Consider the following 13,517-nt stretch of genomic DNA (forward strand, 5'->3'; position numbering starts at 1 on the left):
TCCTAGCCATCAACAAAGCGTCCCTGATTGGCTGCGCCCCTCGGCGTGGGTGGCCGGGACAAGCCCGGCCATGACGGCTCGGAAATGTGTGACTCTCCTTGCGCTCGGCGGGAGGGTCGGACCGCGATTGATTGTGACAGAGCCCTTGCCGACAAATGCGCCGTCTCGAAACTTCAAGGCGGCGCTTTTTCATGAATTGGCGGGAAACTGTTCTGGATTATTGCGAACGCCTCGATGACCGATTCTGGTCGGAGCCGCTGAACGCTATCTCCAACGCCGCTTTTCTCATCTCGGCCGCCTCCGCCTATGCGATTCTGCGGCGACGCGGCGGGCGCGACCTTTCCGCATTGGCGCTCATCGGCGTGACGGCGAGCGTGGGCTTCGGGAGCTTTACCTTCCACACAGTCGCGACGCGCGGCGCGATGTTGCTCGACGTCATCCCCATCGCCATCTTCATTTACGGCTACTTCGTTCTGGCGCTGCGGCGCTACTTCGGCTTGGGCGCATGGGCGGCGGCCGGGACGACAATCGCCTTCGCGGCGGCAAGCTTTGCGGTCGACGCCTCTTTCACGGGTTTGAATGGGTCGATCGCCTATCTGCCGGCGCTTGCGGCGCTGATCTCTTTCGCCGCTCTCCTACGCTCGCGCGATCCCGAGACATCACGAGGGCTGGGCCTTGCCGCAATGACATTCGCCGCGTCGCTCGTCTTCCGCACCATGGATCGCGACCTCTGCGGCGTCTTTGCGCTTGGCACGCATTTCGTTTGGCACATGCTGAATGCCCTCGTGCTGTGGCTGCTGCTCACCAGGGCGATCAACCGCGGGCCGGCGCGAGGTTCAAGCGATCCCGAGCCAGAAGGCGAGCGAGCCGACGGCCGCATGTGAGGCGGCGACCGGCCAGATGTTGCGCGTCAACCGATAGGCCGTGGCCCAGACGAGGCCCACGAAGAAAGTATTGGCGAGCAGCAACGCGTCGCCATAAGCGACATGCATCAGCGAGAAGGTCGCAGCGGAAAACAGCACATAATTCCCGCCGCTGATTTGCAGCTTGTCGGCGATGAGCTTGGGGATCGCGCGACAGACCAGTTCCTGGCACGGGCTGGAGATGAGCACATAGAAGGGCGCGAATCGCATCCAGTCGGGCTGCTGACGGCCGGTGGGGAAGTAGAGCGATTCGAGATAAAGAGCGGCGCTGATGCAGAGCGTCGCAACGCCGCAACCCAGCCAGTGCCGCGCCACCCAAGGCGCACGAAGCCCGAGCTCTGCGATTGAATAGCCGGCAAGAAAGCACAGCCCGATGCAGAGCGTCGAGATGGCGAGAAGAGCCTCGAAGCGCATATCGAAAGGCAGCAGGCCGCAGCGGATCGCCAGGCTCGGCGCCAGCAGAAGCAAGGCGAAGCCGAAGAGAGGCCAGTTGTCATGGATTCGACGCAGCGCTGTCATGACTGTGTAATATACAGGCGCCTTGCGACGTTCCAAGCCAATTCAGCGCCAATTTGCCGCAAGACGCGGGCTCTCTACCGTCCGCTTGTTTGGAAAGGGTTCCTTCGAAAAAGGAAGATGCCCCTCGAGCGCCGAGGCGCCGTCAGCGCAGACTGTATCGACGCCAAATACTTAGGCTCTCCTGAGGCGCGGGCGTCGCTCGCGTCTCGAATGACGAGGCGGTCTCAAATGTGTGTCAGCAAACTGAACGCGATCCGCAGCGTCACATTTTTGCTTCAAACAGTCGTATGAATTTCACTCGGTCGTTTGAATTGGGGTTTCCAAAATGCGGAAGAATTTCGATGACGGCGTCGCGTCGCGGCAATTGACCGGAGACGCTCCATGGGTTGCGCCTTTCTCCACACATCGCCTGGCGCAGGCCAGATCGCGCTCGATCCTTCTCGACGCGTCCGTCTGCTTCATGGCGACCGCGCTCGGCTCGCTCGCGCCGCAGGCGCTCAATTTGTTCGATCTGGCGCCAGAAAAGCCGATTACGGCGCATATCGATCCGCAGACCGGCAAATTTATCGACCGCATCCTGGTTGGCGGCCTGCAGCCATTGTCGTGGGAGGATAAAAACCTGCCTCCCTCGCCGGCCTTCCTCTCCGCGCCCGCGCTGCCGAGCATCGTCGAGGAGCCGATCGAGGATACGCCACCGAAGACTCTGGCGGCCGCTCCGAGGCCCGTGAAGGAGGCCGCGATCTTCAAAAAGGCTGAAAAAGCGCCGCCGAAATCGGTCGATGGCGCGCCGACGCCGCCTGCACGCGTGGCAGTGGAGCTCTCCGCGCCAGACTCCAGGCTGGAGCCCGTCGAGCAAGGCCTCTTCGCGGCGTTGACGCCGGCGAACGTCTCGTCGAAGCTCGCGCCGGTCGGGCAGAGGGTGTGGAGCGGGGCGAGGTCGCTCGGCGGCTCCGTGGTGGCTGGCGGCTTGAGCTGGCTTGGTTACTGAGGGCAGAGATTGGAGACGCAGGAGAAGGCGCGCGGCGTGACGCGCGCCGCAGAGGCGACGCGGGCGGCGCTCATCAAGGCGGCGACGGCGGTTTTTGCCGAGCATGGCTACGAAGGCGGCTCGGTGCGGGCGATCACCCAGCGCGCGGGCGCCAATCAGGCGGCGATCAACTATCATTTCGGCGGCAAGGAGGGCCTCTATCGCGCGGTGCTGGAAACCGCCGCGGATGCGTTGGAGAAGGAGAGCTTTCTCGACGCCGAGGAGCTGGATCAGCTCCCGCCGGCGGACGCTCTGCGTCTCTATCTGCGCCAATTCCTGTCGCCGCTCGTCAAGCGCGACCGCGTCAGCCAATATCTGCGGCTCTTCGCCTGGGAGGGCGTCCGCCCGAGCGCGATCTTCAACAGCTTCATCGAGGCGCGCCCGCTGCGCATCTTCGCGCTCGCCGAGCGGGTCGCGCGGCGCTTTCTGCCGGATGACGCGCCGAGGGACGAGATCATGCTTCGCAGCCTATGGCTGGCGCAGCAGCCGATCTTCTTCGTGCGCGAGACGGAGCGCTTGGCGCGACCGCCTTTTGCAATGACCTTCGATCCAGACGGGGTGGAGCGGCTCGTTGAGCGTCTCGCCGCTTTGAGCCTTGCCGGGCTGATGGGCGCGGAGACGGCGTCGTCCGCGCCCAACGCCCCTTAGAAGTGATAATTCACGCCGGCCTTGAGCGACGACATGTTCACGCCGGAGCTCAGCGCATAGCGCGAAAAATCGAAGTAGCTGCCGCTTCCCGTCGAGGTGAAGAGATATTCGCCCTTGGCCGAGAGGTTGGGCAGGATCATATATTCGAGGCCGCCGCCGAGCGCCCAGCCGGGCTGGAAGCGCGCATCGACGCCATAGAAGAAGCCTTGCGAAAGCTGGATCGTATTCTTGCTCCCGGCGAAGCCGGCCGTCGCATAGATCAGGGCCGGGCCCATGACATAGCCGGCGCGCCCGCGGATCGTCAGCAGATCATCGACGTCGCCCTTGGCGTAGGCGCCCCAGAAGGGCGCGCGTGAGCCGGAGACCCCGGTGAAGGCGAAATCCACTTCGGCGCCGACGAGAAGCTGCGGCGCCGCCATGAAGTTGTAGCCGGCCGTGATGCCGATGAGGCCGCCCGACGGGCTGCTGCCGATCAGATTGCCGCCGCCGTCCTGGAAGGCCGCGAAACCGACACCGCCCTGCACGCCCGCGTAAAATCCTTGCCAGGTGAAGGCCGGCGGCGGCGGGGGATAATAATCAGCCGGCGGGGCAGAGCGGCGGGGCAGGTCCGCGCCCGTCGCCGCCGTCGCGGCGATGAGCAGCGGGGCGAGAATGGCGGCGCGATTCGGTTTCATCATAGCAACTCCCATGGCCGCTCTACGGCGCGGCATGTTTCGCGAAAGCGGCGCTTCCGCTTTCCGATAGGGGAGAAATGAAATTGTTCAGCTTAATGATTCCTTGCCGCGAGATGCGAGCGGCAAGGGCGAAAGTTTGACGCAGACTATTGATCTAGGCGCAATTTTGGCGTTTGTGGGCCTCTCCCCGCCTATACATGCCATATACGTTAAAGCGGTCTGTAAAATTTCAGAATGGGCCAAAACATGTTGGCTAATATTTTATAAATTCGCGCAAGGTCCTGGCGCGTTGACCTCACGCGCGCGGCATGGGAATCCCACCGCAAGGGAGCGATGCGGCCATGACTGAAGCCACTGGCGCGAAGAACGGTCCGGCCTTGGTGACCGGCGCGGCGCGGCGAATTGGACTCGCCATCGCCGGGCGTCTCTCACGCGCAGGACGCCCGGTAATTCTGCATGCTTCCCCGCGCTCGGCCGAAGAGGCCGAGCTCGCCGCCGAGGCGATCAGGCAGCAGGGCGGTCGGGCCGCCGTCGCGGTCGCGGATCTCGCCGACCCCGACGCGGTCCAAGGTCTCGTCGGTTTCGCCGCGCGCGCCTTCGGCCGGTTGACGCTTCTCGTCAACAACGCCTCTGTTTTTGAAGTCGATGAAGCCGAGGATTTCCCGCTCGAACGCTACGAGCGGCAGATGGCGATCAATCTGCGCGCGCCGCTGCTGTTGACGCGCGATTTTGCCGCCGCTTTGCCGGCAGAGGCGCAAGGAGCGATTGTCAATATCATCGACCAGCGCGTCTGGCGTCTCACGCCGCGTTATTTTAGTTACACGCTCTCGAAATCGGCGCTATGGACGGCGACGCGCACCATGGCCCAGGCCTATGCGCCGCGCATTCGCGTCAACGCCGTGGGGCCCGGACCAGTGTTCCCCAACGAGGCGTTGGGGGAACGCGACTTCGAGATCGAGACGCATGGCGTGCCGCTGGGCCATGCGGCGGAGGTCTCGGGCGTTGTCGACGCCGTTCTTTACCTCGCGAATGCGAAGAGCGTCACCGGGCAGATGATCGCCGTGGACGCGGGCCAGCATCTGGCGTGGCGAACGCCGGACGTGGCGTCGGAATGATTGCGTAAACCCTTCGCAAACCATAATTCGCTAAAATTGAGCCAGTTTAATCCTTACCCTCGGGCGCGCATTTGCGCACAGCCCTGAGCGGGCATGAAAAAGACGCCATCGGCGTCCAGGGAGCGTGAATGCGCGTACTTGGCATTGAAACCACCTGCGACGAGACGGCGGCGGCCGTCGTGTCGGACCGCCTCGGAGGCGAGGGCGGGGACATTCTCTCCAATGAAGTCCTGAGCCAGATCGCCCAGCATGCGGTTTATGGCGGCGTCGTGCCGGAGATCGCCGCGCGCGCCCATATCGACGTTCTCGACCGGCTGATCGTGCGGGCGCTCGCGAACGCCAAAGTGGAATTGTCGGACATCGACGCCATCGCTGCGGCGGCCGGGCCGGGCCTCATCGGCGGCGTGCTGATCGGCCTCACCGCCGCCAAGGGATTGGCGCTCGCCTCTGGCAAGCCCTTCATCGCCGTGAACCATCTCGAAGCCCATGCGCTCACGGCGCGGCTCACTGATCCTCTCGACTTTCCCTATGTCGCGCTGCTTGTTTCGGGCGGGCATACGCAGCTCGTCGCCATCCGCGACGTCGGCGATTATCGCCGTCTCGGATCGACGATCGACGACGCTGCCGGCGAAGCCTTCGACAAGGTCGCGAAAATGCTGGGTCTGCCTTATCCCGGCGGCCCGCAGATCGAAAAGCTCGCCCAGGAGGGCGACGCCCGTCGCTTCGATTTTCCGCGACCGATGCTCGGACGCGGCGGCGCGGATTTCTCGCTTTCCGGCCTCAAGACGGCCGTGCGACAGGAAGTCCTCAAGCTCGGAACGCCGAGCGATCAGGACGTGAAGGATATTGCCGCTTCCTTCCAGGCGGCAATCGTCGACGTCATCGTGGATCGGGTGCGCGGCGGCATAAAACTATTCACGGAAGGAGAGGGGCGTCCGAGCGGCCTCGTGATCGGCGGCGGCGTCGCCGCCAATGGCGCGATCCGCCGCGCGCTGACGCGGCTTTGCGCCGAGAGCGGCCTGCGTTTCGTCTCGCCCCCGCCGGTTCTGTGCTCCGACAATGGCGCGATCATCGCCTGGGCTGGATTGGAGCGCTTCAAGCGCGGCTTTCGCGATGACCTCGGCTTCGCGCCGCGGCCGCGTTGGCCGCTCGACGCGATCGCCAGCGGAGCCCACCACGGCAAGGCCTAAAGCGGTGCGTCGCCAATTCGCTTTGGCGCTCGTCGCCATGTTGGCGGCGCCCGAGCCGCAGGCTGCGGGCCCCTTGTCGCAGGAGCCGCTATTCGCCGGCGTGCGCGTCTTTTATGGACCTGGCGACGGTTTCGAGAGCATCGACGCCAAGCTCATCAATGGCGCGCGCCATTCGATCGACATGGCCGCCTATGTGCTCACCGATCGCGCCCTGGTCGCCGCGCTCGGCCGCGCCGCCATGCGCGGCGTGAAGGTGCGGATCTATCTCGATGGAGAGGAGTTCAGGCGCGGGTCTCCGATCCTGGACGTCGCCGGCGCGCCAAACCTCGAGGTACGCCGCAAGGCCCGCTCGCGCGACCTCATGCATTTGAAATCCTACCAGGTGGACGGCGCCACGCTGCGCTCAGGCTCCGCGAATTTTTCCGTCTCCGGCGAAGTTTATCAGGACAATGATTTGATCGTAATCCAGAGCCCTACGGCGGTGGCGCACTTTCTCGAGGCGTTCGAGCGGTTGTGGACCAGACCAGACAATCAGCGGCCCTAGTAGTGAACAATGCTCAAAATTATTTTGATCTATAGTGGTGTATTGACAGTCAAATTCGTTAACGTTGCCGATCAATCAGGGTGATGAATAATATAACGATGCGATGCGGACAAATGATGTACTGAAACATGGAGCCTATTTTCTATTTCAGCTTTCGAAGCCGGCGACGCCCGACTTCGCAGTGATGGAAAAAATAGGAGCGAACAAATGAAAAAGTTTCTTATCTCCGCGGCCTTCGTCGCTCTGACCGCGGGCTCGGCTTTTGCCCAGGGCGGTAGCATTACGGTGGGCGGCAACTTCAATCCCGGCGCGGTCACCTTTGGCAGCGTGTCCAACTCCGCCACCCAGAGCCTTACCACGACGGTGAGAAACAACTCTCCGGCGACCGCCGGCAACGCCACCGCCAGCACGGGGGCCGGCGCCATGGGAACGGCGACGGCCCTCTCGGCCGCCTCGACGGTGAACACCCAGACCGTGACGCCCACCAACGCGATCTCGTTCACGAACAGTCTGGCGCAGACCCTCAACTACTAAGGCGAGCATCCTGGCGCCAGGACTGCAATGAAGGACTGTGGCGGCGCCCAAACGCCGCCGTAGTCCACCTGACTTTGACGGCGGGCTCGCGCGCGGGGCCCGCCTCTTTTCGGGCCGCGAGGGCTCCTTGGCTCTGCGGCGCCAGCGCGCTTCCGCCAGGCTTCGGATGGCTGTTGGAGGGCGTATAATCTGCGACTGTGCTATGAACATCGATCAAACACATTTAGTCTAAAATGACATATTGACAGTCTATTTGGCTAGCGTTGCATGTCATGAGTGGTTATAGATATGTATATCTCCAGACGTATAAGAAAGTTATGGCTGGATAATCTCGCGGTAATTCTATTTTAGTTCCGGAAGACGGCGACGCCGGTCTTCACTATGAGTGGAACTAGGAGCGAAACCATGAAAAAATTTCTTGTGTCGATCGCGTTGGTCGCTCTGACCGCGGGTTCGGCTTTTGCCCAAGGCGGCGCGATCACGGTAGGAGGCTCTTTTACGCCCGGGGCGGTCGGCTTCGGCGGCGTGTTCAACTCCGCAGGTCAGACACTCAACACGACGGTGACCAACAACGCTCCGGCAAGGGCCGGCGCGGCTTCGGCCATCACGGGTACTGGGAACGGTGGATCGGCGACCGCCATTTCCGCAGCCTCGACGTCGAACACCCAGTATGTTTCGCCCATGAACTACATCTCCTTCTCCAACACTCTGAGGCAGAGCCTCAACTACTGAAGACGAGCAGCCCAGCGCTGAGATTGCGGTGAGGACTGTGGCGGCGCGCCAACGCCGCCGCAGTCTCCCTACCGTTGAACCCAACGACTTTCATGCTCGCGCGGTTATGCCGCAACGCAAGGAGCTCTGACCAGGAAGGGGTATAAGTATGAGGAAGTTTTTGTTGGCTGCCGTCGCCGCAATCAGCGCCGGGTCGGCTTATGCTCAATCACCCATTGTGGTGAATGCGTCTCCGAACATCAACGTCTTGACACAGCTCATGGTGACTGTGCCGGTCAATGTCAGTCCCGCAACCGCAGTGGCTGTTTCCGTCTATGGCAATTCCGCCGCCAAAGCCAATACGATCAACTTTCAGGGCGTTTCGGCGGCAAACCAGGGATGGATTAACACGAACTTCGTCTCGGGGTTCTGAGCGGAGAGCGCCGCCGGGGGCGGCCTCTTGCTTGGCAGGGGCCGCTGTCCGTTCTGTGGCGCGCGACGTCTACCGGTTTAGGGATCCGATCGTTATAGAAGGGCGGCAAGCATCAGCGGATCGGATGGGATGACGCGCGAAAATATCGCAGTTCTCGGCGCTGGCGCCTGGGGGGTGGCGCTCGCCAATGTCGCCGCGCAAGGACGCCAGCGCGTCGCCTTGTGGGCGCACGACCCCGGCCACGCGGAGACTCTCGCACGGGATCGAGAGAATAGACGGCATCTCCCCGGGTTGCCGCTCGCTCATGCGGTTGCGCCGACGAGCGATCTCGCCTGCGTCGCAGACGCGCATATCGTGCTCGCCGTCGTGCCGGCTCAGGCCGTGCGGGAAGTGGCGCGGGCGGTGCGCCCTCATGTTGCGGAAGGCGCCGCTTTCGTCATTTGCGCCAAGGGGATCGAGCGCGATCGTCGGCACTTCATGAGCGAGGTTGTCGCCGAGGAGCTGCCGCAAGCGCGGCCGGCCGTCCTCTCCGGCCCGAGCTTCGCGGCCGATGTCTGCAAGGGGCTGCCGACCGCCGTGACGCTCGCCGCTCCGGATGAGACGCTGGCGCAGAAGCTTTGCGAAGCGCTCTCGACCAAGACTTTTCGGCTCTATCGCTCGACTGACATTCGGGGCGTGGAGATCGGCGGCGCGGCAAAGAATGTCTTCGCCATTGCGGCGGGCATGGCCGCGGGGCGCCGGCTCGGCGCGAGCGCGCAGGCCGCGCTCATTGCGCGCAGCTTCGCCGAGCTTACGCGGCTCGGACGTGTGCTCGGCGCCAGAAGCGAGACGCTGATGGGGCTCTCCGGGCTCGGCGATCTGGTGCTGACCTGCGGCTCCGCGCAGTCGCGGAATTTTGCCTTCGGCCAGGCGTTGGGGCAGGGCACCGCCGTCAAGGACGCTTCCGGCGGCAAGCTGACCGAAGGCGCCTTCACGGCGCGGGTCCTGGTCGAGATGGCGCAGAAGGAAGGCGTCGAAATGCCGATCGCCGAGGCGGTCGACGCCATATTGTCGTCGCGCCTCAGCGTCGATTCGGCGATCGAGGCGCTTCTTATGCGGCCGCTGAAAGCGGAGGTCTGAGGGCGCCCGAGATCCGGAAGCCGCCGATGAGATCGGAGAGTCTTCCGGCTTCCGTCGCCAGACGCCGCATCGTGTCGCGCGTCTCTTCGACCTCCGCGACATTCTCCTGGGTATTCTTGTCGATCTGTCCGACGGCGACATTGATTTCCGCGGTGCTCGCGGCGAGATCGCTCGAGACGTTTGCTATCGCCGCGACGACCGTGTCGATCTGGATCATCTCGCTGAGGATGTTTTCCAGGGCTTTCGCGGTTTCGGCGACGAGCGTCACGCCGCGGTCGACCTCCGTCGAGGAGGTCGATACGAGCTTTTTGATTTCTTTTGCGGCTTCGGCGGAACGTTGGGCGAGCGCGCGCACTTCTGCCGCCACCACGGAGAAACCCTTGCCCGCCTCGCCCGCGCGCGCCGCTTCCACGCCGGCGTTCAAAGCGAGCAAATTGGTTTGGAAGGCGATTTCGTCGATGAGACCGATGATCTGGCCGATGCTCTGCGACGATTTCTCGATGCGCTCGATGGAGACCACAGCGTCGCGGACGATCTTGCTTCCCTTCTCCGCTTCGCCTCGCGCCGCGCCGACGATGGCGCTCGCTTTTTCGGCTCCGTTGGCGTTCTGCTTGATGGCTGTGGAATTGCTGTGAAGTGCGCTCGACGCCTCTTCGAGGCTGCAGGCCTGCTGGCCCATCCGACCGGTAAGATCGTCGGCGGCTTGGGAGATATGATCGACGCTCGCGCCGATCAGCTCCACGCAGTTCGTCACTTCGGCGATGGCGTCTTCGAGCTGTTGCGCGGTCGAATTGAGATCGGCCTTCAACTGCCGATAGGTCTCGGGAAGGTCTTCCGTCATCCGATAGCGGAGATCCTTGGCCGAGAGGCGGGAGAGCGCTGCGCCGACGGCGTTCAGCGCACGCTCGCGTTCGGCGTTGAGGGCTTCGGTTTCCTCAGTGTGGCGCGCCGCGGCGGCCTCCTTCATATGGCGCTCTTTTTCGGCTTGCGCCTCCGCTTCGCGCAGCCTTAGCGCGTTGCTCCTGAAATTGTTGAGCGCCTCGGCCATGTTTCCGATTTCGTCTCGCCGCCCGAGATAAGGGATATCGGCGTCGAGCGCGCCCTCGCTCACCTGCGTCATCGCTTCGATGATGCGGGCGAGAGGGAGCCGGATTTGCATCCCGATGAACCAGAAGGTCCCTGCGACGGCGATGGCGATTGTGACGGCAGGGATGACGATCAGGAGCAAGGCGTTGCGCCGATCGGCCTCATTCATCGCGGCGCGGCCTTCCTCGAGCTGCGCGAGCGTCTGTTTGGAGAGGCGCGTTATATTCGTGACGATCGCGTCACGATCCTTGATCGTCGCTTCGTCATTGGCTTGGATCAACGCGGCCTTGGGGGAGACGTTCAGGCCGAGTTCGATCGTCTCGTTTTGGTAAGCCAAAAATTCTTTTACGCGGAGCTCGAGGCGTTTTCGCTCCGGTTGCGGAAAGCGGTCGTCCGGCAGGCGCGAGAACCAATCGGACGCCTCTTTCGTCTCGGTCAGCGCTTGGCGGAGCGTCGCGAGGCCTTTCCTGATCTCCGCCTGATCGTCGCGCGCAAAAAGCGACGTAGCGACGACGGCGATATGTTCGATCGATTGCGCGAGATTGCGGGATTGCAGCGCAAGCTCCCAGGCTTTTTCGATCTCCGCTTCTTGCCGCCTCTGCTGAGAGGCCTGCCAATAGGCGAACGCAGATAGGCCGATGGAGAGCAGCGCGAGAGCGCCGATCACGACGCCGAGCTTCTGTCCTAAACCAAAGCGCATGAAAGCCCCCAGGTGGGTAATGCGGTCGAGAAAATTCGGAGCGTCGGGAATGCTCGAAGAGAGTTCCTGAACGCGCTGGATCGAGCCTGTTTATTGCGTCATCTTCTCCGAAGCTGGCAGGGGCCCATTCGGAGGCGATTGCAGCCGGCGGCGGGAGGCGCCGGAGCAATGCGGGGGCGGAGGCGACGTCATGCCGCCGATGTCGGGAAGCCCGCCCACCGATTAGCGTAACACTTGATCAAAACTATTTAATTGCGGGTTAGCGCCATGGCGCGGCGCAGCATAGATCGGCGATTTTACGGCTTTCCTTTCGGCAAATCGCCGCGCGCATCGAGAACGTCGCGAATTTTCCTCGCGAGCTGCGCCAGAGAGAAAGGCTTGGTCAGCAGATTGACGTCCGGGTCCAGCATGCCGTCACGCGCGATCGCGTGTTGGGAATAGCCGGTGATGAACATTACGTGCAGTGCATGACGGCGGAACACCGCCTCGCGCGCAAGCCGGGCGCCGTCCATCTCCGGCATGACGATATCGGTGATCATCAGCGAAATATCGCCGCGGGCGCGCAGAAGCCGGATCGCCTCCTTGCCGCTTTCCGCCTCGAGCACCGTGTAGCCAAGCTCGCGCACCCCTTGCGCGGTGGCCTGCCTCGCTTTTTCGTCGTCTTCGACGATAAGCACGATCTCCCCGGGCCTGCCGCGCGGAAACTCCTCTTCCGGCGGCTGCGGCTGCGGCTGCGGGGGGGCCTCTACTGCTTCGCTGTCTTCGAGATAGCGCGGAAGATAAAGCTTAAGGCAGGTTCCCCGGCCCACCTCGGAATAGATTTTGATATGCCCGTTGGATTGGGTCGCGAAGCCATGGGCCTGCGAAAGCCCAAGCCCCGTCCCCTTGCCAATCGGCTTTGTCGTGAAAAAGGGATCGAAGGCTTTGGCGGCCACATCCGGGGGCATGCCGACGCCGGTGTCGCTGATGACGATCATCACATATTGACCCGGCCTGACCGACGGATTTTCGTCCGTGTAACAAGCGTCGAGCTCGGTGTTCTGGGTCTCGATGGTCAGCTGGCCGCCGGTCGGCATGGCGTCTCGCGCGTTGACCGCGAGATTGAGAACGGCGCTCTCGAGCTCATTGGCGTCGACTCTCGTCGGCCACAGATCGGGGGCAAGCACGGTCGCCAGATGAATATGCGCACCCAGGGTGCGATGAAGAATCGCCGACATGCCGATAACGAGCGAATTGACGTCGAGCGGCTCCGGGTTGAGCGGCTGGATGCGGGAAAACGCCAGCAGCCGACGGACGAGCGCCGCGGCGCGATCCGCTCCGTCCATCGCCGAGTCGATCAGGGGGTCGAGGCCTCCCTCGTTCCGGCGCAGCTTGCGCCGTAATATGTTGAGGCTCGAGACAATGACGCCCAGCATATTGTTGAAGTCATGCGCGATGCCGCCGGCGAGATGGCCGAGCGCTTCGAGTTTCTGCGACTGGCGAAGCTGCGCTTCGAGCGAACCGCGTTTGGTCGATTCGGCGATGAGCTCGTTATAGGCAAGCTTCAAGCTTTCGCTGGATTTGCGCAGCGCGTGCAGCTGTCTCTCCGTCAGCAGAACCGCCAGGACGGCGACGCCGGCGATAAGCACGATCAAAGACCCGATCGCCGTTTGCAGCGTGTCCGTCGCTTCCGACATCTGCAAGTCTCTCTGGCGATGAAGCGCGTCCTCCTGCGCGATCATCTCCGCAACCAGCGCGTCGATCCGATCGGTTAGCGCTTTGCCCTCGCCGGTCCGCACGATTTCCGCCGCAGCCTCGAAATCGCCGGCTCTCATAATATCGATCTTGTGCTGGAGCTGCTCGAGGCGCTCCTCGATCAGCGGACGGAGTTCCGAGAGCCGCTCCGCCTGCTCGGAATCATCCGCGACCAAGGCGCCGACTTCCGCCAGCCCTTTTTCGAGCTGCGTTGCGATTTCATCCTTTGGCCTGAGATAGGCGCGGTCGCGCGTGATGATATAGCCGCGCTCCTCGCTTTCGGCGCGGCGGATGGCGCCGTCGAGCCGGTAGAGCGCGCTCTCGACCACGAGGGTGTGGCGCACCCACGCGCCGCTCTCGCGCCGCTGCTGTTCCGTGCGCGCGGTGACGAAGCCCGCGAAGGCGAGAATCGCAAACGCGACAATCAGGCTGATTGTCTCGACGGACAGGAACTTCCGCGTCTCGGCCATGCGAGTCCATTACGCGACTGATCAGGCGATTTTATGCGACCTTGGGCGCATAACCAACTTAGCTGATCGAACCGCCCGCCGCCTGACCGC

14 protein-coding genes are annotated in these 13,517 nt (G+C 63.1%); 10 read left to right on the forward strand and 4 right to left on the reverse strand.

What is annotated here, in order from left to right; all coding sequences use genetic code 11:
- Window positions 1-191: 191 nt before the first annotated feature.
- A complete protein-coding gene (locus OGR47_RS09170; protein WP_165050008.1) occupies window positions 192-884 on the forward strand; it encodes a ceramidase domain-containing protein in 693 nt (230 codons plus the stop codon).
- On the opposite strand, the gene OGR47_RS09175 is transcribed toward OGR47_RS09170, so the two are convergent.
- Window positions 837-1,478: a CPBP family intramembrane glutamic endopeptidase gene (locus tag OGR47_RS09175; protein ID WP_246729595.1), complete on the reverse strand. Its 642-nt coding sequence runs from the start codon at window positions 1,476-1,478 to the stop codon at window positions 837-839. The two genes, OGR47_RS09170 and OGR47_RS09175, sit on opposite strands and share 48 nt — an antisense overlap.
- Window positions 1,479-1,767: 289 nt before the next feature.
- Here OGR47_RS09175 and OGR47_RS09180 point away from each other — a divergent pair, with 289 nt between their 5' ends.
- Both OGR47_RS09180 and OGR47_RS09185 read left to right on the forward strand, forming a co-directional pair.
- Window positions 1,768-2,430, forward strand: coding sequence for a hypothetical protein (locus OGR47_RS09180; protein ID WP_165050007.1), 663 nt, complete (start codon window positions 1,768-1,770; stop codon window positions 2,428-2,430).
- 9 nt (window positions 2,431-2,439) lie between these two features.
- Window positions 2,440-3,117, forward strand: a complete 678-nt coding sequence (locus OGR47_RS09185) for a TetR/AcrR family transcriptional regulator (RefSeq protein WP_165050005.1) — start codon at window positions 2,440-2,442, stop codon at window positions 3,115-3,117.
- On the opposite strand, the gene OGR47_RS09190 is transcribed toward OGR47_RS09185, so the two are convergent.
- Complete coding sequence (locus tag OGR47_RS09190) at window positions 3,114-3,794, reverse strand: outer membrane protein (protein WP_165050002.1); 681 nt, start codon at window positions 3,792-3,794, stop codon at window positions 3,114-3,116. The two genes, OGR47_RS09185 and OGR47_RS09190, sit on opposite strands and share 4 nt — an antisense overlap.
- 338 nt (window positions 3,795-4,132) lie before the next feature.
- Here OGR47_RS09190 and OGR47_RS09195 point away from each other — a divergent pair, with 338 nt between their 5' ends.
- From OGR47_RS09195 to OGR47_RS09225, 7 genes are all read left to right on the forward strand, one after another.
- Window positions 4,133-4,906 carry an SDR family oxidoreductase gene (locus OGR47_RS09195; RefSeq protein WP_165050000.1) on the forward strand — a complete coding sequence of 258 codons (774 nt, stop codon included), beginning with the start codon at window positions 4,133-4,135 and terminating at the stop codon, window positions 4,904-4,906.
- 128 nt (window positions 4,907-5,034) lie between these two features.
- Entirely contained in the window at window positions 5,035-6,096 is a 1,062-nt protein-coding gene (gene tsaD, locus OGR47_RS09200; RefSeq protein ID WP_165049997.1) for a tRNA (adenosine(37)-N6)-threonylcarbamoyltransferase complex transferase subunit TsaD, read from the forward strand.
- Between the two features lie 4 nt (window positions 6,097-6,100).
- A complete protein-coding gene (locus tag OGR47_RS09205) occupies window positions 6,101-6,640 on the forward strand; it encodes a phospholipase D-like domain-containing protein (protein ID WP_165049995.1) in 540 nt (179 codons plus the stop codon).
- Window positions 6,641-6,847: 207 nt separating this feature from the next.
- The gene (locus OGR47_RS09210) at window positions 6,848-7,174 is read left to right on the forward strand and encodes a hypothetical protein (RefSeq protein ID WP_165049993.1); all 327 of its coding nucleotides are present in this window, start codon (window positions 6,848-6,850) and stop codon (window positions 7,172-7,174) included.
- 405 nt (window positions 7,175-7,579) lie between these two features.
- The gene (locus tag OGR47_RS09215) at window positions 7,580-7,906 is read left to right on the forward strand and encodes a hypothetical protein (RefSeq protein ID WP_165049991.1); all 327 of its coding nucleotides are present in this window, start codon (window positions 7,580-7,582) and stop codon (window positions 7,904-7,906) included.
- 148 nt (window positions 7,907-8,054) lie between these two features.
- On the forward strand, window positions 8,055-8,318 hold the full coding sequence (locus OGR47_RS09220) for a hypothetical protein (protein WP_165049988.1): 264 nt from the start codon (window positions 8,055-8,057) through the stop codon (window positions 8,316-8,318).
- 129 nt (window positions 8,319-8,447) lie between these two features.
- A complete protein-coding gene (locus tag OGR47_RS09225; RefSeq protein ID WP_165049986.1) occupies window positions 8,448-9,437 on the forward strand; it encodes an NAD(P)H-dependent glycerol-3-phosphate dehydrogenase in 990 nt (329 codons plus the stop codon).
- On the opposite strand, the gene OGR47_RS09230 is transcribed toward OGR47_RS09225, so the two are convergent.
- On the reverse strand, window positions 9,409-11,223 hold the full coding sequence (locus tag OGR47_RS09230) for a methyl-accepting chemotaxis protein (RefSeq protein WP_165049984.1): 1,815 nt from the start codon (window positions 11,221-11,223) through the stop codon (window positions 9,409-9,411). The genes OGR47_RS09225 and OGR47_RS09230 overlap by 29 nt on opposite strands.
- A 296-nt stretch (window positions 11,224-11,519) precedes the next feature.
- Window positions 11,520-13,427 (reverse strand): CHASE3 domain-containing protein, encoded by a 1,908-nt coding sequence (locus OGR47_RS09235; RefSeq protein ID WP_165049982.1) that lies wholly within the window; start codon window positions 13,425-13,427, stop codon window positions 11,520-11,522.
- Window positions 13,428-13,517 lie beyond the last annotated feature (90 nt).

Origin of the sequence: Methylocystis sp. MJC1 (assembly GCF_026427715.1) — a bacterium.
Classification (GTDB): domain Bacteria; phylum Pseudomonadota; class Alphaproteobacteria; order Rhizobiales; family Beijerinckiaceae; genus Methylocystis.